The 23,665-nt window shown below is 47.7% G+C and carries 20 protein-coding genes; 11 read left to right on the plus strand and 9 right to left on the minus strand.

The annotated features are described in order from the left end of the window. Positions 1-243 precede the first annotated feature (243 nt). From ACUZ8J_RS07940 to ACUZ8J_RS07950, 3 genes are all read left to right on the plus strand, one after another. Complete coding sequence (locus ACUZ8J_RS07940) at positions 244-1,446, plus strand: exonuclease SbcCD subunit D (protein ID WP_446693528.1); 1,203 nt, start codon at positions 244-246, stop codon at positions 1,444-1,446. Beyond that, positions 1,443-4,499, plus strand: a complete 3,057-nt coding sequence (locus tag ACUZ8J_RS07945) for an SbcC/MukB-like Walker B domain-containing protein (RefSeq protein ID WP_446693529.1) — start codon at positions 1,443-1,445, stop codon at positions 4,497-4,499. Before ACUZ8J_RS07940 ends, ACUZ8J_RS07945 begins: the two co-directional genes overlap by 4 nt. Positions 4,500-4,765: 266 nt before the next feature. Next, positions 4,766-6,061 (plus strand): peptidoglycan DD-metalloendopeptidase family protein, encoded by a 1,296-nt coding sequence (locus ACUZ8J_RS07950; RefSeq protein WP_086902587.1) that lies wholly within the window; start codon positions 4,766-4,768, stop codon positions 6,059-6,061. Positions 6,062-6,393: 332 nt separating this feature from the next. On the opposite strand, the gene ACUZ8J_RS07955 is transcribed toward ACUZ8J_RS07950, so the two are convergent. From ACUZ8J_RS07955 to ACUZ8J_RS07970, 4 genes are all read right to left on the minus strand, one after another. Beyond that, entirely contained in the window at positions 6,394-6,852 is a 459-nt protein-coding gene (locus ACUZ8J_RS07955; RefSeq protein ID WP_446693530.1) for a hypothetical protein, read from the minus strand. Positions 6,853-6,978: 126 nt separating this feature from the next. Beyond that, the gene (locus tag ACUZ8J_RS07960) at positions 6,979-7,488 is read right to left on the minus strand and encodes a M48 metallopeptidase family protein (protein WP_011623200.1); all 510 of its coding nucleotides are present in this window, start codon (positions 7,486-7,488) and stop codon (positions 6,979-6,981) included. 58 nt (positions 7,489-7,546) lie between these two features. Next, a complete protein-coding gene (locus ACUZ8J_RS07965) occupies positions 7,547-7,984 on the minus strand; it encodes a DUF3010 family protein (RefSeq protein ID WP_089067519.1) in 438 nt (145 codons plus the stop codon). A 98-nt stretch (positions 7,985-8,082) separates the two neighbouring features. Further along, complete coding sequence (locus ACUZ8J_RS07970) at positions 8,083-9,432, minus strand: DEAD/DEAH box helicase (protein ID WP_446693531.1); 1,350 nt, start codon at positions 9,430-9,432, stop codon at positions 8,083-8,085. Between the two features lie 322 nt (positions 9,433-9,754). On the opposite strand from ACUZ8J_RS07970, the gene rssA reads away from it, so the two are divergent. From rssA to ACUZ8J_RS08005, 7 genes are all read left to right on the plus strand, one after another. Beyond that, complete coding sequence (gene rssA, locus ACUZ8J_RS07975) at positions 9,755-10,702, plus strand: patatin-like phospholipase RssA (protein WP_248968277.1); 948 nt, start codon at positions 9,755-9,757, stop codon at positions 10,700-10,702. Between the two features lie 109 nt (positions 10,703-10,811). Beyond that, positions 10,812-11,492, plus strand: a complete 681-nt coding sequence (locus ACUZ8J_RS07980; RefSeq protein ID WP_446693532.1) for a hypothetical protein — start codon at positions 10,812-10,814, stop codon at positions 11,490-11,492. A 352-nt stretch (positions 11,493-11,844) separates the two neighbouring features. After that, complete coding sequence (nrdD, locus tag ACUZ8J_RS07985; RefSeq protein ID WP_086902592.1) at positions 11,845-13,962, plus strand: anaerobic ribonucleoside-triphosphate reductase; 2,118 nt, start codon at positions 11,845-11,847, stop codon at positions 13,960-13,962. Positions 13,963-14,067: 105 nt separating this feature from the next. After that, positions 14,068-14,529, plus strand: coding sequence for an anaerobic ribonucleoside-triphosphate reductase-activating protein (nrdG, locus tag ACUZ8J_RS07990; RefSeq protein ID WP_446693533.1), 462 nt, complete (start codon positions 14,068-14,070; stop codon positions 14,527-14,529). Between the two features lie 125 nt (positions 14,530-14,654). After that, positions 14,655-15,011: a YibL family ribosome-associated protein gene (locus ACUZ8J_RS07995; RefSeq protein ID WP_011623193.1), complete on the plus strand. Its 357-nt coding sequence runs from the start codon at positions 14,655-14,657 to the stop codon at positions 15,009-15,011. 263 nt (positions 15,012-15,274) lie between these two features. Further along, positions 15,275-15,886: a GTP cyclohydrolase II gene (gene ribA, locus ACUZ8J_RS08000; protein WP_023267813.1), complete on the plus strand. Its 612-nt coding sequence runs from the start codon at positions 15,275-15,277 to the stop codon at positions 15,884-15,886. 114 nt (positions 15,887-16,000) lie between these two features. After that, positions 16,001-16,870, plus strand: a complete 870-nt coding sequence (locus ACUZ8J_RS08005; RefSeq protein WP_446693534.1) for a hypothetical protein — start codon at positions 16,001-16,003, stop codon at positions 16,868-16,870. A 67-nt stretch (positions 16,871-16,937) separates the two neighbouring features. Here ACUZ8J_RS08005 and ACUZ8J_RS08010 read toward each other — a convergent pair whose 3' ends face one another. Continuing rightward, positions 16,938-17,384, minus strand: coding sequence for a hypothetical protein (locus ACUZ8J_RS08010; RefSeq protein ID WP_446693535.1), 447 nt, complete (start codon positions 17,382-17,384; stop codon positions 16,938-16,940). 452 nt (positions 17,385-17,836) lie between these two features. Between ACUZ8J_RS08010 and ACUZ8J_RS08015 the strand changes: the two genes are divergently transcribed. Continuing rightward, a complete protein-coding gene (locus ACUZ8J_RS08015) occupies positions 17,837-18,880 on the plus strand; it encodes a PQQ-dependent sugar dehydrogenase (protein WP_446694918.1) in 1,044 nt (347 codons plus the stop codon). 143 nt (positions 18,881-19,023) lie between these two features. On the opposite strand, the gene ACUZ8J_RS08020 is transcribed toward ACUZ8J_RS08015, so the two are convergent. From ACUZ8J_RS08020 to ACUZ8J_RS08035, 4 genes are all read right to left on the minus strand, one after another. Beyond that, on the minus strand, positions 19,024-19,386 hold the full coding sequence (locus ACUZ8J_RS08020) for a VF530 family protein (RefSeq protein WP_446693536.1): 363 nt from the start codon (positions 19,384-19,386) through the stop codon (positions 19,024-19,026). Positions 19,387-19,524: 138 nt separating this feature from the next. Next, positions 19,525-20,973 (minus strand): carbon starvation CstA family protein, encoded by a 1,449-nt coding sequence (locus tag ACUZ8J_RS08025; protein WP_089067524.1) that lies wholly within the window; start codon positions 20,971-20,973, stop codon positions 19,525-19,527. Positions 20,974-21,168: 195 nt separating this feature from the next. Next, positions 21,169-21,879, minus strand: a complete 711-nt coding sequence (btsR, locus tag ACUZ8J_RS08030; RefSeq protein ID WP_089067525.1) for a two-component system response regulator BtsR — start codon at positions 21,877-21,879, stop codon at positions 21,169-21,171. Then, positions 21,876-23,558 carry a LytS/YhcK type 5TM receptor domain-containing protein gene (locus ACUZ8J_RS08035; RefSeq protein ID WP_446693537.1) on the minus strand — a complete coding sequence of 561 codons (1,683 nt, stop codon included), beginning with the start codon at positions 23,556-23,558 and terminating at the stop codon, positions 21,876-21,878. Before ACUZ8J_RS08035 ends, btsR begins: the two co-directional genes overlap by 4 nt. Positions 23,559-23,665 lie beyond the last annotated feature (107 nt).

Here is a 23,665-nt window from a genome sequence, read left to right on the forward strand (position 1 = left end):
GATTGCCTATTTGTGCGGCATAGTCCATGAGCATAGTTTTCGGCCTTACTGCTGCAAATCTCTTCACTCCCTTGGTATTCGCTATACTCCGCAGTCATGTTTAGGATAACCTAGCATTTTTAAAGCGTTTTTAGGGGCAATTGGCTGTGTTATTGCCAAGGGTTTACGCCTGAGACTTCACACGTTAAATGGTATGCGCCCACGCGATAGAATCGGCTTAGTATCCATTAAGGTTTAGCAACGATGAGATTTATCCATACCTCGGACTGGCACATTGGTCGCCAGTTACACAATCAATCACTCTTAGAAGACCAAGCCTATGTGCTTGATCAAATCGTGACATTGGCTGAGCAGCACACTGTCGATGCGGTGATTATTGCCGGGGATATTTACGATAGGTCGATTCCTCCTGCCAGCGCCGTGGCTTTGCTCGATGAGGTGCTTAATCGCCTCATCACCGAGTTAGGATTACAAGTGCTGATGATTGCCGGTAACCACGACGGGCACGAACGTTTAGGCTTTGCGGCTAAACAAATGGCGGCAAGTGGCTTACACATTATTGGGCCGCTTCAGGCTGATTTAACGCCGATCCGCTTAAGCAGCCCAAGTGGCGATGCTTACTTTTATCCGCTGCCTTACGCCGAACCAGCAACCGTGCGCCAAGTATTTGATGCGGATGCTAAGGGGCTCAGCGTATCCAGCCATGAAGAGGCGATGGCGCTACTGCTAGAGCAAGTCCGCAGCCACGATAGCCAAGGGTTACCTAAAGTCGTTGTTAGTCATTGCTTTTTAGATGGTGGCAGTGAATCCGAGTCCGAGCGGCCATTGAGTATTGGTGGCGCCGATAAAATTTCCCCACGGCTTTTTAGTGAGTTTGACTATGTCGCCCTCGGCCACTTACACGGACCGCAATATAAAGGCCGTGAACATGTACGTTATTCTGGCTCGATTTTGAAATACTCCTTTAGCGAACAGCATCAACATAAGTCTGTCACTTTAGTGGATCTCGCCGCGCACACTCCGGCGCAGATCCAACTCTTGCCCTTAACTGCGCTGCGCGATGTGCGGATTATCGAGGGAGAATTGGCGTATTTATTAGATCTTGGGAAGACCGATGCCAAGCGTGAGGATTATCTGATGGTCAGACTCCTTGATAAGCACGCCATTTTAGATGCCATGGGCAAATTGCGCAGTGTCTATCCCAATGTGCTGCATCTAGAACGTACTGGATTAATGGCGGGCGAACAGGCCATCGCACTCAATCGCGACCATATCAAAAAAGGCGAAATGGCCATGTTCCGTGATTTTTTCAGTCAAGTCTCTGGCGAGGAATTGAGTGATGCGCAGCAAGCGGTCATGGATGAGATTTTAACTAAGCTTCACAGGGATGAAGGTGATAGCGGTGGATCTACTCGCGTTGTAGCAAAAGGGGAGCAATCCGCATGAAGCCACTCTCGCTGTCGATGTCGGCCTTTGGCCCCTTTGCTTCGACTCAAACTATTGATTTTACCGAACTGGGGAATAACCCCTTATTCCTGATCAACGGGCCAACAGGCGCGGGCAAAACTACGTTGCTCGACGGAATTTGTTTTGCGCTTTACGGCAAAACCACGGGTAACGAACGCGAAGGCAGTCAGATGCGCTGCGATATGGCCGATGATAGCGTACTGACTGAGGTAACCTTTCATTTTCAATTAGGTAGTACGGGTTATCGTATTCGCCGCGTCCCCGAGCAGGAAAGATTAAAGAAAAGCGGTGATGGCTCAACGGTACAAAAGAGTGAGGCGCAGCTGTATAAGATTGCCCCAGATGGCAGTGAAACCCTTATCGTTGCCAGTAAAGTGTCTGACGCCACGGCCGAAATCGAGGCATTAACTGGCCTAGATGTGGAGCAGTTCCGCCAAGTGATGGTGCTGCCGCAGGGGAAATTTCGCGAATTGCTGATGGCCGACTCTAAGGCGCGTGAGCAGATTTTTAGCCAATTATTCCAAACCCATATCTATAAGCGCATCGAAGATACTCTAAAGGCAAAGGCGGCGGATATTCGTGCCTTAGTGAAAGAACAGCGCGCTCGCCGCGACGGTATTTTGCAAACGGCAGCACTCACATCCGATGATGAACTTGCCGCTGAGTTTAGCCGCATAGAACCCGAATTTGCGGCGGCGACGGCAGCAAAAGAGCAAAGCGTTGCGGCGCATTTGGCGGCATTAAAACAGCGTGATAGCGCGCAGCAACTCTTTGCGGAATTTACTCGCTTAGAGGAATTGCAGGCTGAGGCGCTTCGTCTTAATGAGCAGCAAGCGCATATTGCAACCCAAACGACACGGCTTGAGGTGGCCAAGCAAGCACTGCGGGTAAAACCCTTATTAGATAATGCCTTGTCGCGGGAGCAAGAAGCGAGTGTTGCAGCCGCTCAGCGCGATAGCGCACAGTTGACGCTCGATGCCGCTAAGCTCGCCCTCGCTCATGCTGAAACTGCGGCGCAGGACATTATCCCCCTTGAACATAAGCTGCGTGAGGTTGAGCAGCAACACAGTCATCTCAGTGCGTTAGTGCCGCAGCTGGCAGAGTTTGCCAGCTTGGAACAAGCTTTAGCGCAGGCAAAAGAGATACTGCAACACACCAAGCTGCAGGGGCAGGAGAGTAAAACTGCACTTGCAACCTTAGTTGAGCAGCGCAGTCATTGTGAGAATCAATTGCCAGCCTTGCAATCGCAAAGTGAGCAGCAACTTGCCACTGCGCAGGCGCTGCAGCAGCACCGTCATATGCTCGAGCAGTTCAAGCAGTGGCAGCAGATCTGTGCCAAAGTCGCGCACACTCAAGGGATTCTTGAGCAGGTCGGCTCACAAGGAAAAGCACTTAATACCCAATATCAAGGAGCCTCAACGGCTTACAAGTCTTTGCAGCTAAAATGGTTTCAAGGTCAGGCAGCCATTTTAGCTAGAGAGTTAAAACCCCATGAACCATGCCCGGTTTGTGGCAGTTCGGCCCATCCTCATCCCGCGGTGAGTCATGAGGATTTACCAACGGATCTACAATTGCAGGCGGCGCTGGATGCCGAGGCTTTGGCGCTCGATAATCTCAATAAAGCGCGGGCAGAATATCGCGGGCTGCAAAAGCAATTAGAAGCACAGCAACAGCAGGCGAATGAGCTGGCAACAGTCCTTGGCGATAAGGTTGAGTTGTCGCTCGAATCCCATAGCCAAACCTTAGAAATACTCATGCTGCAAGCGAGGCAAGCCGATGATGCGGCGCAGGCGCTGCAGCAGTTACAGCAACAGATCAAAACCTTGCAGCAGCAAGAGTCGACTTTGACACAGCAACTGGAACTTGAGCGTGAGCGTTACCGTGAGCAAGAAGGCAAAGTCGAGCGGCTATCGGGTCAATTTGCGGAAAAAGCGCTGAGGATCCCAGAAGAATACCGAACACTGGAGGTATTGAATCAAGCGATTGCGAATAACCAGCAGCAACTCGAACAGATAAAGCGTCAGATTGATGCATTGAGAACCGCGCAGCAGCAGGCGGCGCAGCAGAGTGTAGCGGCGCAAACGGCATTATCGGCGGCAATAGAGCGTTGTCATGCTACGGCAGATCTGCAGGCGCAAGCACAGCAGACACTACTGACGGCGCTCGAAAACGCAGGCTTTATTGATAGGGATGCATTGCGCGAAGCCTTGTTAACTGATGAGCAAATGCAGACGCTGGCCGAGGGTATAGAAACCTATCACAGACAGTGCGCCTTAAATCAGTCGCAACTGACTCAGCTTACAACCAAGTTGAGCGAGTCGACATCACCCGATCTTGACGCCTTAGAGGCCTTGCTCAGTGAGCGACTCGCGCAGCTTAAAGCAGCGGAAGAGGTATGGAGCCAACTCAATACTCGGCTCACCCTGCTTAACAATACCCAAACTCAGCTGGCGGTGGTCGATCAAAAGGCCAAATCCCTCGAGGATGAATACGCTGTGATTGGCACCTTGGCCGATTTTGCCAACGGTAATACGGGCAACAAAATTTCCCTGCAACGCTTTGTGCTCAGCGTACTGCTCGACGATGTGTTGCTTGCGGCAACGCAGAGGCTGCATTTAATGAGTAAAGGGCGCTACCGATTACTGCGTAAAGAGGACAGGGCGAAGGGCAATAAGGCCTCAGGGCTAGAGCTTGAAGTCGAGGATGCCTACACCTCTAAAGTGCGTCCCGTGGGGACCTTAAGTGGTGGTGAGAGTTTTATGGCAGCTTTGTCGATGGCCTTGGGCTTATCGGATGTGGTTCAAGCCTACGCAGGGGGGATAAAACTCGATACCTTATTTATTGACGAAGGCTTTGGCAGCCTAGATCAGGACTCCCTCGAACTTGCCATTCGCACGCTGATGGATTTGCAGTCGGCAGGGAGGATGATTGGGGTGATTTCCCATGTATCCGAAATGAAAGAACAGATAGGCACTCGAATTGATATCTTGAAAACCTCCCATGGGAGTGAAATCAAGGTGATTTTGCCTTAGTCTAACTTAAGCGGAGAAATATTAGCTTAACACCTTGTTTTTATTGAAATGACAAACGAGATTTTGCGCTATTTAACATCTATATACAGAACACACAATCGGTTTAAAGTGCTAACTGACGCATGTTTTTAGTAAATAGTGCTATAAAAGTGCAAAATAGCGTTTGTCATAATCGGTTTTTTGGGATAAGTTGACAAAATTCGGGCTTCCCCCTGAGGGACTGGTTCAAAAATATAACGCAATAACGATAACAAAAGGTGAAAGCGTTGCAGACAGGTAAACCCAATTTGGCTAATTTTCCGCAAATTCGTTTGCAGAATTTATCTTCAGCCCATAAGAATATTCTCCTCGTTGGTGGTTTATTAATCGGTGCGGCGATGTTAATGCCGAATGCCAACCATGTGGTTCCTACTGCTCAACGTATTCCCGTCGCACTCGATCTCGAGACGATTTTGCCGCAGGTTTCTGAGCCTGTTGAAACAGCTCCAATTGTTGATAATACCCCTCATTTTGAACGCGTCATTGCTTCCGGCGATACCTTAAGTGCTTTATTTTCTAAAGCCGGTGTTGATCAGCAAACCATGTATAAAGTGTTAGAAGCCGACTTAAACATTCTGGCGCTCGATACCTTATTACCTGGCAACCGTATTCAATTTTGGCTGGATAATGAAGGTCAACTGCAAAAGTTAGAGCTGTATTTTAACGCTGCCCGCCAAGTGGTATTTACCCGTTATGAAGATGGCAGCTTTAACGTTGAAGAAATTAACGTTGAAGGTGTGTGGCAAAACCGTATTCTCACCGGCGATATTAAAGGTTCATTCTACGTTTCGGCGCAAAAAATGGGTTTAGCAGCGGCCGATATTCAGCGGATTGAAGATTTACTCAAAGAGAAAGTGAATTTTGCTCGGGATTTACGTGCTGGCGATAAATTTTCTGTTTTGGTAAATGATCAATATGTTGAGGGCGAAGCAACGGGAAGCAGCCAAATATTAGGCGTGAGCATTAAAACGGGCCGCTCCGAAATTAGTGCATTCCAACATACCGATGGCAGTTATTACGATGCTAAAGGCCAAAGCTTAGTGCGTGCTTTCCAACGTATTCCGTTGGCAAAACAACCACGCATGAGTTCTCGTTTTAACCCGACGCGTAAACATCCTATTACTGGCCGTATTTCACCACACAATGGTACCGACTTTTCAGTGCCTATTGGTACTAAAGTTATTGCCCCTGGCGATGGTGTCGTAAGCTTAGTCACCGATCACCAATTCGCGGGTAAATATATTGTGATTGAACACGGTGGTAAGTACCGTACACGCTATTTACACCTTTCTAAGGCATTAGTACGTAAAGGTCAACGCGTCACCCGTGGCCAAGTGATTGCTTTATCAGGCAATACAGGACGTTCTACCGGTCCACATTTGCACTATGAATTCCATGTTAACGGCAAGCCAGTGGATCCTATGAGAGCCGATATCCCGATGGCGAGCCAATTAGCGAATCAAGAATTACGTACCTTCACCAATATCGTGAAGAGCCGCCAAGCGTTAATGAACTTAGGCTAACCCATTCATTAATCCGAGAGAGCAGAATATAAAAACGCTGATGAATTTGATGTCATCGGCGTTTTTATTTGCGCTGTGTTTAACGATAACGGCAAGAAAACGCTGTATTCATCAAAATACAAGTTTAATGGGATTGATGCTTGGCCGAATAAGCAATGAGTGTTACTGCTTTAATAAGCGTTGAATAGAGTGAAACTGGCACAACATAAAGGGTACAAGCAGATATCGCCTTATAGATGCTCTGAGTGCGATATAAGCAAGTCACTTGGCACTACATTAGCTTGTATCTAGTTTGATTCAGTGACGCAGAATAAACCGTCAATTCAAACGAATTAACTGGCCTGACGTTTCTGCATTGCCTTTAACGCACATTTACACAGACGACCTTTTAAAGCTGGGCAGCCTCCGCAGGGGGATTTTTTATAAGGACGAAGTGCAAAACTGCGTTCAGTGGCTAATGGACGAATACGCTTAATAACGGCGGATGATAAAAATTTAGCATCATTTGCGGCACTAAAATGGGCTTTAGCTAATTTAAGTTGTTTCTTGCGGGCGGTCTTATCGAGGGTTTGGATTTGCTGTTTCGCCACATATTCGGCTAATAATTGGCTTAAGTGTTTACGCTGCTGTTTTTTATGTTGAGCGCGAGTCGCATGCATTATTGGGGTATTTGCCGAATAAAGGTTTTGCAATTCAACAGGGCTATTAGATTTTGCCTGCTGCTTTTGCAGTTTCTTGGCCTGTTTGTTACACCACTTTTCTAGCTTTTTACCAATCTTTTGCTTTTTCATACGACTTTTTACACGGCTTGAGTGCAGTAACGGATAAGACAGATTCATTCTAAATGAAAATTATTATCAGTCAACTGCGCGTGATAAATCGACGAGTAAAATGCGAGCCTAGTCGAAAAAGTTTATTTAGTTTGAGTAGGGCGATTGATTAGCGTCGATACAGGTTAGCAGTAAACGCAGATCGAATTCGAATTGATGGTAATCGGGCTCCATATAAGTACACAATTTATAGAAAGCTTTATTATGATCCTTCTCTTTTAAGTGGGCGAGTTCGTGTACCACCACCATTCTGAGCAAGGGTTCGGGGACGCGCTTTAAACGTGAAGAGATACGGATTTCGTTCTTAGCCTTGATTTTATTCCCTTGCACTCTGGAGACGTAAGAATGTAAGCCAAGTGCATGATGACTCATGCTAATTTTGTCATCGAAGATCACTTTTGACAGGGGAGAGGATTGGCGTAAAAACTGATTTTTTATCCCTTGGGTATAGTCATAGAGGGCTTTGTCGCTGCGGATCTCGTGGACAGTGGGATGACGACGCAGCAAAACATCCGCAAGCTTTCCACCTTCGAGTAGTTGCTGAACTTGGCGTTGGATATCCGGACTATAACCGCTTAAATATTTTAAGGTTTGCATTGCTTCTAGCTGTGGAGAAACGAGCTTAGCGCTACAGTTGCGCTAAGCTCACAGGGCTTTAAGCTTTACCGAAAATACGGCGATTTTGCTGAGCGTAGGCCGCCTCAAAGGCGGGTTGTTGGAAGCGTTTAAGATCTAAGCTGTCAAAATCAACTTGAGGTGGATTACGCTTGTTTTGTTCCTTGATAGCAACAGGTGATAACAAGGTCACCGGCAGATCGCCGAGTTGAATTGCGGCTTCGAGTTTAAAGCTGGTGGCAGAACCAGCCAGTTTGCCTTTTTGCTCGCGCTCGATAACGACGATTTCATCGACCTTATAATCTTCCATTAACTTATGGAAAGCGAAGTGAAATTCACGGATAGTTTCCGCTGAGGCGGATTGAGCGACGCTAAAAGACACTTTACGGCAGCTTGGTACGTTGAAGGTTTCACCTTCGTAGCTCAGCAGACTGATAATGGCTTCGCCGCCTTTTAATTCAACACCACAAATTCGCATGTTACACCTTTAAATATCAACATTTCTTACATATGGCAGGAGCATATTCCCACCCGTAATGTCGAGAGTCTGCACTATGGACTCTCGCGAGTAAATCATTAACGCTCGTCGTCATGATCCTGCAACAATGGCGCCGCAGGTTTTTTCCGCATGGGTGCATCACCCACATCAACCCCTGTGATAAAGCGTTTGTCACGGGAGGCGGCGGTTTTAACCGTTTTTGACTTGGTTTTTGCTTTGGCCTTGGTACCTGCCTTAGCGACCGCTTTAGTTGCGGCAGTCTTTGGCTTGTCTTTTAAGCCACTAAATTTAGCTTCGAGGCCCTGAATCACACTGATCTCAAAGGTCTTTCTAAGGAAGAGTTGTACTTTCTTAAAGTTATCCCAATCCTTAGGGCCAACGAGGGAGATTGCATCACCTTTGGCGCCCGCGCGGCCGGTACGACCGATACGGTGGACATATTCTTCGGCAAATTTTGGCATGTCGAAGTTAATGACAAGGGAGACATTGAGTAAGTCTAAGCCACGGGATGCCACATCTGTGGTCACCAGAATCTGCTGCTGACCACGGGCAAATTGATCCATGATTTGATTACGGGCCGCCTGCTTCAGCTCGCCGCTTAGGGCGGCTGTGGCAAAACCCTGCGCCGAGAGTTTGCTCGCTAAGCGCTCGGTATCTGCTCGGGTGGCGGTAAAAATAATCACTTGCTTGTGGGTTTCGTCGCTAAGCAAATGCGTGAGCAGGGCTTCTTTGTGATCTAAGTGATCACACAGATAAATCCGTTGGGTAATGTCTTGGTGTTCAGTGTGGGCAGCACCAATCGCCACATGCGACGGATTTTTAAGTAATGCTGCGGCAATCTCATTGATTTCACTGTGATCTAAGGTGGCCGAAAACATTAAGGTTTGACGACGCTTATGATCGGCAGCAGCGTTGATGGCTTTTAATTGCGGCGCAAAACCTAGATCCAGCATACGGTCTGCTTCATCGAGGACAAGCAGTTCTAATCCATTGAGGAAGAGGTTTTTTTGCTCTAAATGATCGGCGATGCGTCCTGGCGTTGCCACGATAAAATGCGGCTCTTTTGCCAGTGCTTTGGCTTGATCGTTAAAGTTCTCACCGCCCAAAACGCTAATGGCTTTGTATTGAGTGTTGGCAACCAGCAAACGTAGCTGGCTATACACTTGGTGGGCCAATTCGCGGGTTGGTAATAAAATCAGTACTCTAGGATCGCGCTTGGTCAAGGCGCGGGTGGAAATAACCCTTTGCATTGCTGGCAACAAAAATGCCAAGGTCTTACCCGACCCTGTCTTTGATGATGCCATTAAATCTTTACCTGCCAATGCGATAGGCAGTGCTTGTTCCTGGATGGCGGTTGGGGTTGCAATCCCCATATGCTTTAAGCTTTGTAACAGACGCTGGTCCAGAGAAAAATCAGTAAACTGCAAAGGTATATCCCCTAAATCTGAGTGAGGGCAGATTATAGCCTTAAATCACTATGCTCAGCTATCTTGATTGGTCATTATCTTACTGAATCCGCTAAATAGCCGCTGTTATGGCTGGCGATGTAACAAAGACGTGAGCAGTAATCCCCCAACATGCGTATAACGGGTTAGGCTGCTCCTTGGGGTACGCGTATTCGATGGACCTTGGATTCATTTCCACAGCGGCCTTTTAACGCGCTAAGTGGAATAAATCCATAAATGATTGACAGTACTTAGGGCGGAATTTAGCTTATTCAAATCATTGAGTTGTTAAGGGAAACATATTATGGGCAAAGGGACAAAACCCACCATTGGCATTGCGCTTGGAAGCGGAGCCGCCAAAGGCTGGGCTCACATCGGTGTACTCAATGGCCTAGCCGCCATGGGAGTCAAACCCGATAAAGTGGCCGGATGTTCAATCGGCGCGCTTGTCGGGGCGGCCTATGCCCATAATCATTTGACCGAGCTTGAGGAATGGGTGCGCAGTTTTTCGAGCTGGGATGTCCTCGGGCTGATGGATATTCGTTGGCGCAAGGGCGGTTTGATTGGCGGTGAGAAAGTCTTCGATGTGCTGCAATCACGTATTGGGGATATCAATATTGAAGATTTAGATCGCCCCTTTGCGGCCATTGCGACGGACCTATATTCAGGGCAAGAAATCTGGTTTCGTCATGGCGATTTACGCCAAGCCGTGCGCGCATCATGCTCTATGCCGGGGATATTAGCCCCCGTGCGCCAAGGGGAGCGTTGGTTAGTCGATGGCGCCGTGGTGAACCCTGTGCCCGTGTCGGTGAGCCGTGCCATGGGCGTGGATATTGTGATTGCTGTGGATTTGCACGGGTTTCATTCGGGGCGGCTGCAGGTATTGCCCGTCAATATGACCAGTCATAAGGCGCCGAAGGAAGAAACCGAAATGCCAGCACGCCAAGAAACCGGCTTTATGGATTTATTTGCGAGGGGGCGGGAGTATGTCAGCAGCTTAACCGACAAGTTTTCCCTCGGTACTAAATCCAATCCCGGTATGATTGCGGTGATGTCACAGTCGATGGGGATTTTAGAGCAGCGCCATAAGCGGGCACGGTTGATGGGAGATCCTCCCGATGTTCTCGTAGTGCCAGAAGTGGCCAATATCGGCACTATGGAATTTCACCGCGCCGATGAAGCGATTGCGGCGGGGGAGGCGGCTGTCGCGAAAGTGGCGCACTTGATTGAAGCCGCGATTTGGAAAGGCTAAGTTGTGAGGATACTTAGTCTTCGAATAATAATTTAGGCAAGTGACTGTTTGATTGGCTTATTTTTTGCTTTAACCCCATCACACAGTGTTAGATGCCGAATTATTGACGATGAATCCTCTTTTAAATGCCTTAAATCTGAACCGTAGCAGTGTTGCCGATGCCTATGGCCTGAACAGCAAGAAGACGGACACGAGTAAGACAGAATCCTTGACGGATGCCAAGTCATCCACCAAGGATACGCCTAAGACTGAAGCGAAACCGAGTGATGAGATTGCCTTGTCACCCCGCGCGCTTAGGGCGCAAAAAATCCAAGCCATGTCGAAGGATTTTTTTGCCGATGGCCAGTTTAGTGTGTCTGATATTCCGGCCCTAGTGTCTCGGCTGCAAAAGGACGGCATTTTGTCCGATGCACAGGTTGAGCGCCTGTCACAAAATGGCATTAATTTGCCGAGTCAAAAGCCGAGCAAGCAATCCCTACAGGACTTTATCGACGACGAGCTAAAGTCCTTAGCGGAAAAGTCACCAAACAGTCCGATGATCAACACCTTAGTCGATGCTAAAAACGTATTGTCGAATATGGATGATGCACAATCTCCTGTGCTGGCACAAAAAGCCACTAAGGTATTTGGCCAGTTAACCGATTATCTAAATAGCAATCCAACTCTGAGCGACAGCCAAAAACAGTTATGGCAAGGGCTTAAATCGACTATGCAAGTGGCTTCCTCTATGGGGATGCAGCAATCGGCATCGGGGCAACTGAGTAGCTATCTTGCCTTAGCCAAGCGTTAACTCTGTTTGAGTGTAAACCTTAGCTAAGGCAAACGCCGAGCTACGGACTGCTTTTATTCCAAGGACTTTTGATTACAAGGACTTTGGCTTTCTGGCCAAGGTCCTTTGTCGTGATTAGCGGGCATTTTTAGCGTCCGCTATCCTGCTTTATGGCCAAGGTCAAGGCTTAAAACTGAGATCATTGGGCTTGGCTACAGTTCTTCTTTGTTCTTTTTATCCATCCGATAAATCATGATCTGGATCATGGAATTTTAGGTGTTAATGCCGCTTAATTGCCTAGATATTGTGTTTGTTGATTATCTAAACACTATATGTAGTGTTAATTTTAATCGGAATGGAGAGGAACTGAACAATGCCAGTCGTGATCAAGCGGGATGGTTGCCGCACACCTTTTGATGAAACAAGGATAAGAGATGCAGTGATAGCGGCTGCAAACTCGGTTGGGATAGAGGATGCTGACTATGCCGCGACGGTTGCCGCTTGTGTGAGGGAGCGAGTGGCCAATCTGGCAGAAGTCGAGATCCACCATTTACAGGATGCGGTTGAAAACCTACTGATGGAAGGACCTTACAAGTCTCTGGCGCGGGTCTATATCGAGTATCGCCATGACAGAGACATTTGCCGCGATGCGACCAGTAAACTCAATCTCGAAATCCGTGGTTTAGTCGAGCAGAGCAATGCGGCGCTGCTAAATGAAAACGCTAATAAAGACTCTAAAGTGATCCCTACCCAGCGGGATTTACTCGCGGGTATCGTCGCGAAACATTACGCCAAGAGCCATATTCTGCCTAAGGATGTAGTGGCCGCCCATGAACTTGGTGAAATCCATTACCACGATCTCGATTATTCGCCATTTTTCCCGATGTTTAACTGCATGTTGATTGATTTGGCGGGCATGTTGACCCACGGTTTTAAGATGGGCAACGCCGAAATTGAGACCCCAAAATCCATCTCCACCGCTACGGCGGTCACGGCGCAGATCATTGCCCAAGTGGCCAGTCATATTTATGGCGGCACCACGATTAACCGCATCGATGAAGTGCTCGCGCCTTTTGTGGCGAAGAGCTACGACAAACACTATCAAGTGGCGCTCAACTGGCAGATTAAAGATGCCAAGGCCTATGCGACGGCGCTCACCGAAAAAGAATGTCATGACGCTTTCCAATCCCTCGAATATGAAGTGAATACCTTACATACCGCCAATGGGCAAACCCCCTTTGTCACCTTTGGTTTTGGTCTGGGTACTTCGTGGGAATCGCGTTTAATTCAGCAATCTATGTTGAAAGTGCGTATGACGGGCCTAGGCAAAAATCGTAAGACTGCCGTGTTCCCTAAACTGGTGTTTGCGATTCGAGATGGCATTAACCACAAGGCCGGTGATTGCAACTACGATGTCAAACAAATGGCCCTAAAATGCGCCAGCATGCGTATGTATCCGGATATTTTGAACTACGAGCAAGTGGAAAAGGTCACGGGGTCATTTAAAACCCCTATGGGCTGTCGCAGCTTTTTAGGCTCCTATAAAGAAAATGGCGAATTGGTCCATGAAGGGCGCAATAACCTTGGGGTTGTGAGCTTAAACTTGCCCCGCGTAGCCCTCGAGGCCAATGGCGATGAGGCTGAATTTTATCGCATTTTAGATGAGCGTTTACTGCTTGCCCGCCGCGCATTAGACACCCGCATCGAACGTTTAAACGGCGTTAAAGCCAGAGTTGCGCCCATTCTGTATATGGAAGGCGCCTGCGGTGTGCGCCTGCGCGCCGATGATGATATCGCCCAAATTTTTAAAAATGGTCGGGCATCGATTTCATTAGGCTATATCGGTTTGCATGAAACCATCAATGCGCTCTATGGCACTGAAACCCATGTATTTGATGATGCCAAGCTTCGTGAAAAAGCGGTGGCGATTGTCGCGCACCTTAAAGCGGCTACCGATGCATGGAAGGCCGAAACCGGTTATGGGTTTAGCCTTTATAGCACCCCGAGTGAGAGTCTCTGCAGCCGTTTCTGTAAACTCGATGCGCGCCAATTCGGCGTGGTTGCAGGGGTAACCGATAAGGGCTATTACACCAATAGCTTCCACTTGGATGTGGAAAAGCGGGTGAATCCCTACGATAAAATTGATTTTGAGCAGCCATATCCTGCGATCGCCAATGGCGGATTTATCTGCTACGGCGAATATCCGAATATGCAGCACAACATCGAAGCACTCGAAAATGTGTGGGATTACAGCTATAGTCGCGTGCCTTACTACGGTACTAACACGCCGATTGATGAATGCTACGACTGCGGTTTTACCGGTGAGTTTAGCTGTACCAGTAAAGGTTTTACTTGCCCTAAATGCGGTAACCATGAGCCAAGCCGAGTGTCTGTCACTCGCCGAGTGTGTGGTTACTTAGGTAGCCCAGATGCCAGACCATTCAACCATGGCAAGCAAGAAGAAGTGAAACGCAGGATCAAACACTTGTAACACTTTTGCCTTGTTTGTTTTGTTACACTGGCACAGTCGCACTGGTGGTGACTGTGCTTTGATGTTTAGCCCGTAATCATATTGGGCTCTAGCGCGGACGCAGCAATGAACTATCACCAATATTATCCCGTTGACGTGGTGAACGGTCCCGGCACCCGGGTCACCCTATTTGTGTCAGGTTGTGAGCACCAATGCCGAGGTTGCTATAATCAAAGTACTTGGGATGTGCGCTCAGGCCATTTGTTTGATAAGACGATGGAAGATACGCTTATCGCCGATCTACAGGATGAGCGCATCGTGCGCCGCGGCTTGTCACTCTCTGGCGGCGATCCGCTCTTACCCGCCAACCTTGAGGGGATCCTCGCGTTAGTGAAGCGAGTGAAAACCGAATGTCCGGGTAAAGATATTTGGCTGTGGACAGGTTATACCTGGGATGCGCTAACGGATAAGCAGCGGGCGGTATTGGAATATGTGGACGTGCTGGTGGATGGTAAATTCGAGCAGAGCCTTGCCGATCCGAGTTTGCCATATCGCGGCAGCAGCAATCAGGTGATCCGTTTCTTATAAAAGCGGTAACGAGGATCGCTAACTTGCTGTTATAATCCCACACCTTGACACAGTGACCCGGACATTCAGGCCCTAAATGGTGCACATATCGACTGGGATTCACTTAAGTAATTTAAGGTAAAATGATGAATTTAAAGCAAGAACTGCAGCAGCTTAACGATAAGTTAGATAAGTTTCGTCGTAAACTGGCGGCAGCAGAGCAACGTGGCGATGCCGTTATTGTGGCGCAATTTAAACGCGATATAGCAGCGGTCACTAAGCAAATCAATAGTGTAAAAACGCAGCAGTCGCGTCTTTTACAAAAGCAAGGCACAGATATTCAACACTTGCCATTCCACCGCGCCCTCACCAAAGCTGAGCAAGCCGACATGGGTCAACTGAAAAAGTCAGTTAAAGGCCTAGTGGTTGTGCATCCAATGACAGCATTAGGACGCGAAATGGGCTTAACCGAAGTCACAGGTTTTGCGCCAGCAAAGTTTTAAGTTTTATTGGCAAGTTATTCATTGAGTTGCAAAATAAGGCACATGCCTATTTTGCAGCGCCTTGAATGGTTGTTCGACAGATTGAGTTATACCCGTGATAGCGCCGCAGGCTTAGATTTATAGTTGATTAAATTACTAAAGTATTTCGTGAACACGGAAAACGCTTTAGAATAGGCGCTCAGTAGGCGAAGAGCCCAATCATCGTTTTGTTTATGGATGTTCCTTCCGTCTCATGGAATGAGAGTAGTCGTTAAGGTTAAGTCATGTCGATAAAATATGTCGCGACGTCAAAATTACCCACTCCCTGGGGCGTTTTTGCCATGCACGGTTTTGAAGATACTGAAACCGGTAAAGAGCATGTTGCCCTCACATTTGGCACCCTAAGTAGCGATGCCCCCGTATTAGGTCGTATTCACTCTGAATGTCTTACGGGCGATGCCTTGTTTAGCTTACGCTGTGACTGTGGCTTCCAGCTGCAAACCGCGATGCAGAACATTGCCGAAACCGGCAGTGGATTTATCTTATATTTGCGCCAAGAAGGCCGTGGTATTGGTCTGCTGAATAAGATCCGTGCCTATGAATTACAAGATAAAGGCGCCAATACGGTTGAGGCGAACGAGCAATTAGGTTTCCCGGCGGACATGCGTAAGTACGATATGATCCAACCTATGCTTGAACAAATTGGCGTGAAGCATGTACGCTTAATGACCAATAACCCTCGCAAAGTCAAAGCGATGAAAGAAATCGGCATCGAAGTGGTTGAGCGTGTTCCCCTGCAAGTCGGTAAAAATCGCTACAATGAAGCTTACTTAAAGACCAAATCCACCGAACTTGGCCATATGATGTCTGAGTATCATTTTACGGATGAAGAGTAATCTTTAACCCAAGCGATAACCGATTAGGCTTAGCAAATCAGGATCTGTTTGCATAAATTGAAGACCATCTTTAGCCGGTTACTCGTTAAATGCTTTTCCTGTTCGGCGCTATCAATGGGGTGTGTCTTCCCACTGTTGGCGTCGACCGCTCCCATTGCAAGCCACACCCCAGTGCAGACCGGACAGCAATCTCAGTCGCTTGCTCAAATGAGCCCGGAATCGCCGATTGATGGTCAAAATAATCCTAACTCTGTTTATGCCTTTGGCAGTTATCTTGGTACGGGGGTATATCGTGCCGCCGATCAAAATGCCACAGTGGTGAGTATTCCCCTAAGCTTTGATTTCTTAAAGGATGAGAGCAGCCAAACCTGGCTGCGTTTACCCTTATCCTTCGGTTTTTTTGACTACTTAGCCAAAGATATTACCGATGGTGAATTGCCTTCCTCGGTCGGCACTATGACGATGACTCCAGGCATAGAGCATCATTGGCAGGCAACGGTAAACACGCGGATGGAAGCCTATCTGGATGTGGGCTTTGGGACAAATTTCGATACCGATGCGAACGTGGCAATTTTAGCCTCTGGCGTGAGTAGCTTGTATGACTTCAGCCTTGCGGGTGAAGACAGCGTTTGGGTGTCGAGACTCAGGTTTGCTGGTTACAGTGAGCGGGTAGGGAAATTAACCGACCAATTTGCAGTGCTGCAAACTGGGGTGGATATTGGTCTTTCACCGCGCTGGCAATGGTTGAATATTCAGGTGCAGCCGAGAGTCTTTGCGGTCGGTTATTGGTATTTCAACGAGCTGGATTTTAGCCAAGATGCTGAAAATGAAACCATAGTCTCCGGCAGCTATGAGATTGGTGCCACGCTAGCGTTTTCTAAGCCCTTGGGCGGAGAGCTCCTCGGCATAGATAGAATCGGGATCAGTTATCGCACCGGCGACGGGTTAAATATCTGGCGACTATTATTTAGTTTTCCGATTTAATCTGTTTCAACCCAAGCTCATGACGTGTTGATATACAAACACTAACGCAGATTGGCGCTATTAAGCCTTAGCCTGCAGATTTTTGCGCATCCCGCATTTTCTTATCCATTAACACGGCAATTTGATTACCGAGTTGCATAATTTGCTCCTGCAATAGCTTACGTTGCTGAGCTGCGGCTTCAGAATCATCTCCTTCGAGTTTGGTGAGCATTTCCTGCAAGGCTTTGATTTGTTCCTTTATGCGTTTAATTTGCTCATCAATAATCGATGTGGGCTCTTCGGTATCAGTCGTTTCCGTCTGCTGCAGTTTTTCTGCTGCTTGTCCCCTTAAAGCTGAACCTACTTCAGTGGCGAGGGCTTGTCTTCCCGCATTGGAGATATTGACCGTTTCTTGAGGTGACGAGTCTATGGTCTCTGTTGAGCCGTTGGATGAAGGCGTGGTGGTGATATAGGCACTGGACACTGACTTAAAGGCGCCGCTGCTTGCCGCAGTATTTAATCCATTAATGTTCACGATAGATTCCTTTGAGACTTCAATGTGGCTGTTCAACTATCTTCATCAGAGTGACAAAAGCTGAGTCACACATCTGAGTGCTAAGTTTTGAGTGCTAAGTAGTGAGCGCAGAGTGTGCTTTATCGAGCTATCGGCAGATGGATAAAAAACTCAAGCAGATTTTCCTCCTTATTTTGCAAAGGGCGCGATATGTGGGATTAAGAACAGGGCAAACAGACAGTGAGTTATCGCTTAAGGGGGCGCATAGTCGGATTGACCTGCTAAATCAGAGGATTTGGTAATACGGTATATCTAAGGTAACGTAGGCCAATTAATTGTACGACAATAATTTTACCCTACTAGGATGCGAGTCAATGGATCATAAAAAACGCGCCGCACTATTCAATACCGCCACTTTTAAGGCGGTTTCTCTCTTATCCCTCAGTGTCTTGAGTGGCATTTCTGCTCCGGCGATGGCCAAGAATATCTTAGATAAACTGACGGTTGCCGAAGGTTTTAACGTAAGTTTATTCGCTGATGATGTTGAAAATGCGCGCGAAATTGCCGTATCCGATAAAGGTATTGTCTATGCTGGCTCGATGAAGGCTGGGAATGTTTATGCCCTTATCGACCGCAACCAAGACGGCGTTGCCGATGAGAAAATCCTGGTAGCCTCAGGACTTAAGCTACCTTCGGGCGTGGTCATCAAAGATGGCGATTTGTATGTCTCTGAAGTCGAGCGCATCATTCGATTCAAGGATATCGACAATAACTTAAACTCAGCCAAATTTGATGTGGTCTTCGATGGATTTCCAAGTGAAACCCACCATGGCTGGAAAGTGTTAGGGGTTTCACCGACAGGTGAGTTAATCATTCCAGTGGGCGTACCCTGTAATGTGTGCGCGGAGAATGAACGCTATGGGCGTATATTCTCGCTGAATCTGGAGACCAAAAAATTAACCACTATCGCCCAAGGCGTTCGTAATTCCGTCGGATTTGATTTTCAGCCTGGCACTCAAACTCTTTGGTTTAGCGATAATGGCCGCGACATGATGGGCGATGATATTCCTCCCTGCGAAATCAATAAGGTCAGTTACTTGGGTGAACATTTTGGTTTCCCTTATGTGCATGCAGGTACGATTCTTGACCCTGAGTTTGGCAATGGTAAAGATCCCGCCAAATACACTGCTCCAGCGCTATCCCTAGGTGCGCATGTGGCGCCGCTGGGTATTCATTTTTATCTTGGTAAACAGTTCCCTAGCGATTATCAACAGCAGTTGTTTGTGGCCGAGCATGGTTCGTGGAATCGCACTAAGAAAGCGGGTTATAAAGTGGCCGTGGCGACAATAGAGCAAGGTAAGGTAGTCAAATACACCCCATTTTTAACTGGCTTTATGCAGGATGAACAAACCTTTGGTCGCCCTGTGGCCTTTGCTGAATTGGCCGATGGCAGTTTACTGGTGTCGGATGATTATGCGGGAGCAATTTACCGTGTGACTTATCCGCAGACAAAGTAGCCTAAAGGTAAAGTCTAAACGCTAACCCTGCTGATAAACCGCTTAAAAATAATGCGCGGGATAATCGAGTGAATTATCCCGCGCATTTTTGTCTGTTCTTTTTTGTCTGTTCTTATTAGTACGCTTTGAATGTGCTCGCGAAATTAGTCGCGCTTGCCCCAAATATGGCTATTGATCTGGCCATCCGTTGTCGATGCCGCTGCGTTCGCCTGAGCAGATTTCTGCGCTGGTTTTGCAGGTTTTTTGGTCGCAGTTTTCGACGGGGTATTGGATGATTTTGTGGCTGGCAGCGGCAGTTTATTAGTTTTTAAATACAAATATTCCACCTTTTCACGCGCCCAGTCGGTTTTTCTTAAAAAGCGCAGGCTCGATTTGATACTCGGATCTTCGGTAAAACAACGGATTTTGATACGAGCGCCGAGTTCTTCCCAGCCATAGTGTTCCACCAGTTGGGTGACTATGGCTTCGAGTGTGATGCCGTGTAATGGGTTATTTGTTTGAGTCATCTTGAATAAACAGCCGTGAACAATGGCAGGATTATACCAGTAATATGCGCCTAGGCTTAAGTTGATGGATAAAAAAACGGGCACTATTGAGTGCCCGTTCAATTTGAGTCGCGATATTTCTAGTGATTTTGCTAGAAATTAGGCTTCATCGGGTAATTCGCTGTCGCTATCGACTTCGCCTTTACCTTTGGTTTTCACAATCAGTAAGCCTGTGATCACTAAGGTTGAAATGGTACCTGCAATGGTCGACAGGGTCATAGGTAAGCCCGCGCCTAAGGTTGCCGAGTTGAGCAGGAAGGTAATAACCACAGTAGTCATAAACATCGCTGGAATAGTGGTGATCCAGTGCAGTTTATTGTGACGCAGTAGGTAAGCAGAGGCTGTCCAGAGCATCAATACTGCAGTCGCTTGGTTAGCCACACCGAAGTAGCGCCAGATCACGCCGAAGTCAACTTGAGTCAGTAAACCACCAATCACAAATAATGGGATGGCTAGGGCTAAACGTTTTGGTAACGCAACCTGTGGCATTTTAAAGAACTCAGCCAAGATCAAACGGGCAGAGCGGAAAGCGGTGTCGCCTGAAGTAATTGGCAGAATAATTACCCCAAGGATTGCCATAAAGCCACCTACAGCACCTAATAGACCAGTAGAGGCTTCGTATACTACGTTTGCAGGGTTGCCTGCCATGCCAGTGCTTAACCCTTCAACACCGTGGAAGTAAGACAGTGCAATCGCACACCAGAGTAGGGCGATGATACCTTCACCGATCATGGCGCCAAAGAACACGAAACGGCCGTTCTTTTCGTTTTCAACACAACGTGCCATCAGAGGTGATTGTGTCGCGTGGAAGCCTGAAATTGCACCACAAGCAATGGTGATAAACAGTGCAGGCCACAGTGGCATGTCTTTAGGGTTTAAGTTTTGGAAGAAGTCACCTGCTTGCACATTGGGCAGCAGTGTGTGTTCGCTCGATAATATGATCGCAAAGGCTAAACCAAAGGACATGAAGAACAGCAGCGCGCCAAAGAATGGATACAGACGGCCGATAATTTTATCGACAGGTACCACAGTCGCAATCAGGTAGTAAACGAAGATAATTGCAACGAAAATGCTGACATCCCAACCAGTTAGCTTGCCTAACAGACCTGCTGGAGCAGAGATAAACACCACACCCACAAGTAACAGCAGGATGATGGCAAACACGTTCATAAAGTGTTTGGCGCTCTTACCTAAGTATTTACCCGCAAGGTTTGGCACAGATTGGCCGCCGTTACGGACAGACAGCATACCCGAGAAGTAATCGTGCACCGCACCGGCAAAAATACAACCGATCACAATCCACAGCATGGCTGCTGGACCGTAAAGCGCACCTAGGATTGGGCCGAAGATTGGACCCACACCCGCGATATTTAATAATTGGATTAAGTACACCTTGCCTTTCGACATAGGCACATAGTCTACGCCGTCGGTTTGGCTGAAAGCCGGTGTTTGACGTTTTTCGTTGATACCAAATACCTTTTCAACAAAGGTACCGTAGATAAAGTAACCGCCGATCAATAGACCGACGCAGAGTAGGAACCACATCATTTTAGTTATCTCCCCATTTTGAGTTGTGCAGAGTGTAAACAAGTTGTTTACACAAAACAGGGCTAACTGGCTGAGAGGTCGATAACGCTGACTCAGCGGTAATAGAATGGGGCGAGCGGTTGCATACGTATGTCATTCATAAGTATTAAACGCCCCGAGCGGTTAGGATATGAGCATCAGCAGTTAATAATCGGACTATTGGAAGCCAAACAATTGCTTAAGGCTTTTGAGGTAGCGGCGGGATACGGGCACTTTGTCACCAAGCAGGGTGGTGACTTCGGCGCCTGTATCGAGCAGTTCTATCTCGGCAATGGCTTTGGGCGAAATCAGATATTGGCGATGACAACGCACCAGCGGCGTTTTTTCCTCTAACACCTTCAGCGTGAGCTGAGTGTGGACCTTGCCTTTGGTACAGGCGACATGGATACCGCTTAAATCGCTAAAGACATATTCGACATCTTGAATGGGAATGACTTTTAACTTACTGCCGCTGTAACAGGGCAAATGTTCCAGAGTCGATGGCGCGATCAGATTCACGGCTTGTGGCGTAAGATCCTTACGTACTCGTTTCAAGGTTTGGCTGAGACGCTCGGCATCTATGGGTTTGAGTAGATAATCAAAGGCATGATTATCAAAGGCTTTTACTGCAAACTCATCGAACGCGGTCACAAACACGATTTTCGGCAAAGTGTCGGGGTCGAGCATGGCAATCAACTCCATGCCGGAAATCCGCGGCATTTGAATGTCGAGAAAAATCAATTGAGGTTTTTCTTTGGCAATGGTTTGCAGTGCTTCAATCGCATTGGAGCATTGGCCAATAATGTCAATATCGGCTTCTTGACCGAGCAGATCGGCCAGTTCTTCGCGGGCAAACAATTCATCGTCGACAATTAAACAAGTGATCACGTGCTAGTTTCCGTCTGTTCTATGGGTAAGCGGATGGTGACTTTGGTGTACTCATCCGGCTCGCATTCCACCTGAATGCCATACTGCTCGCCAAACAGGTTTTGTATCCGTTTATGGACTAAATTCATGCCTAGCCCTTCAGAACCAATAATGGGTTGGTAAAGCCCCGCATTATCAGTGACTTCTAAGACCAATACCTGTTCATCCATCCGGCCTGTCACCTTGATTTGCCCTTGTTCAATCATATGGGAGGTGCCGTGTTTGACGGCATTCTCAATGATGGGCTGCAGGGTAAAGGCAGGCACTTTGCAGTGATAGAGTGACTCAGGGATAGCGATATTGACCTGTAATTTATCAATAAATCTAGCTTTCTCAATGGTGAGATAGGAGGCGATGTGATCGAGCTCATCCCCGAGTGTCACTAAACCCGTGGTACGCTTTAAATTGATCCGCAAAAATTGCGACAACTGCTGTAACAGTTGCTTCGACATATCGGGATCGCGCTTAATAATCGCACTGATGGTATTGAGTGCGTTGAATAAAAAATGGGGATTCACTTGAGCTTGCAGCAATTTGAGTTCGGCTTGGGTCAGTAGATTTTGCTGCTGCTCAAAACGGCCATAGAGGATCTGGTTCGACAATAGCCGCGCGATCCCTTCCCCTAAGGTGCGGTTAATGTTCAAGAACAGTTTATTTTTGGGTTCATATAACTTGATGGTGCCAATGACTTCGGTGTCGCTGCGAAGTGGGATCACCAGGCTCGAACCGAGTTTACACTGGCTTGAAATCGAGCAGGAATAGGGCATCTCCACTCCATCGGCGAACATCACCTTGTTTTGGTTTATGGCCTCAAGGGTGATTTTTGAGGAAATCGGTGTGCCAGGGATATGATGGTCGGCGCCTATGCCAATAAAAGCCAAGAGTTTTTCGCGGTCGGTAATGGCTACAGCACCGACATTGGTCTCTTGGATCACAATTTGTGCGACCTTGCCGCTGCTCTCTTCGTTAAACCCCTTGGAGAGCAAGCCCACGCTGCGCTCGGCAATCTTGAGCGCCTTAGTCGAGAAGCTGGAGGATAGTTTATCGAACATGGTTTTTTGGTCACGGATCATGCTCATAAACAGCGCCGCACCGATGGAGTTAACCAAGAGCATCGGCGGCGCAATCTGTCGAACTAATTCCCAGGCATCATCAAATGGGCGAGCGATCAGTAGAATAATGCTCATCTGCATCATTTCAGCGTAAAAGGTCACTAGGCAAACTAACAGTGGATTGTAGATAAGCTCACTTTTGCCCGCGCGGCGCAGGTAAAAACTGATCATGCCCGCCGACAGGCCTTCGAGAGTGGTGGAAATCGCGCAGGCTAAATCGGTAAATCCCCCCATGCTGTAACGGTGCAAACCACCCGTGATACCGACGAAAAATCCCGTGACAGGCCCGCCGAGTAAGCCACCTAAGACGGCGCCCATCGCGCGAGTATTGGCAATGGCGCCCGAGGTTTGCTCGCCAAAATAGGTTGCCATGATGCAAAAGCTTGAAAAGATGAGGTAAATAAATACCTTGTGCGGTAGGCGAGGCGCGGTTTCGGCGAACAGTTTAAAGAGTGGCGTTTTACTGACCAAATACACTATCACTAAGTAGAGTGACATCTGTTGAGTCAGGAGCAAGATCAAGGACATAGTGGCTCACTTTATCGTCAATGCAGTCGGCACAGGCATAGAAATCGGCAGTATGTGCGCAAGATCAGGGTTAAAATTCAACAGTTCGGATATAAAGCTTAATCTTA

This window comes from Shewanella sp. Koi 1, assembly GCF_052907445.1.

What these genes read in the sequence shown, in the direction of transcription:
- ACUZ8J_RS07945 (WP_446693529.1), top strand. Translation starts at nt 1,443, where the DNA reads ATGAAGCCACTCTCGCTGTCGATGTCGGCCTTTGGCCCCTTTGCTTCG.
- ribA (WP_023267813.1), top strand. Translation starts at nt 15,275, where the DNA reads ATGTCGATAAAATATGTCGCGACGTCAAAATTACCCACTCCCTGGGGC.
- ACUZ8J_RS08020 (WP_446693536.1), bottom strand. Translation starts at nt 19,386, where the DNA reads ATGACTCAAACAAATAACCCATTACACGGCATCACACTCGAAGCCATA.
- ACUZ8J_RS07965 (WP_089067519.1), bottom strand. Translation starts at nt 7,984, where the DNA reads ATGCGAATTTGTGGTGTTGAATTAAAAGGCGGCGAAGCCATTATCAGT.
- ACUZ8J_RS07960 (WP_011623200.1), bottom strand. Translation starts at nt 7,488, where the DNA reads ATGCAAACCTTAAAATATTTAAGCGGTTATAGTCCGGATATCCAACGC.
- ACUZ8J_RS07980 (WP_446693532.1), top strand. Translation starts at nt 10,812, where the DNA reads ATGAATCCTCTTTTAAATGCCTTAAATCTGAACCGTAGCAGTGTTGCC.
- nrdG (WP_446693533.1), top strand. Translation starts at nt 14,068, where the DNA reads ATGAACTATCACCAATATTATCCCGTTGACGTGGTGAACGGTCCCGGC.
- ACUZ8J_RS07955 (WP_446693530.1), bottom strand. Translation starts at nt 6,852, where the DNA reads ATGAAAAAGCAAAAGATTGGTAAAAAGCTAGAAAAGTGGTGTAACAAA.
- ACUZ8J_RS08015 (WP_446694918.1), top strand. Translation starts at nt 17,837, where the DNA reads ATGGCCAAGAATATCTTAGATAAACTGACGGTTGCCGAAGGTTTTAAC.
- nrdD (WP_086902592.1), top strand. Translation starts at nt 11,845, where the DNA reads ATGCCAGTCGTGATCAAGCGGGATGGTTGCCGCACACCTTTTGATGAA.
- ACUZ8J_RS07995 (WP_011623193.1), top strand. Translation starts at nt 14,655, where the DNA reads ATGAATTTAAAGCAAGAACTGCAGCAGCTTAACGATAAGTTAGATAAG.
- ACUZ8J_RS08025 (WP_089067524.1), bottom strand. Translation starts at nt 20,973, where the DNA reads ATGATGTGGTTCCTACTCTGCGTCGGTCTATTGATCGGCGGTTACTTT.
- ACUZ8J_RS07940 (WP_446693528.1), top strand. Translation starts at nt 244, where the DNA reads ATGAGATTTATCCATACCTCGGACTGGCACATTGGTCGCCAGTTACAC.
- rssA (WP_248968277.1), top strand. Translation starts at nt 9,755, where the DNA reads ATGGGCAAAGGGACAAAACCCACCATTGGCATTGCGCTTGGAAGCGGA.
- ACUZ8J_RS08035 (WP_446693537.1), bottom strand. Translation starts at nt 23,558, where the DNA reads ATGTCCTTGATCTTGCTCCTGACTCAACAGATGTCACTCTACTTAGTG.
- ACUZ8J_RS08005 (WP_446693534.1), top strand. Translation starts at nt 16,001, where the DNA reads ATGGGGTGTGTCTTCCCACTGTTGGCGTCGACCGCTCCCATTGCAAGC.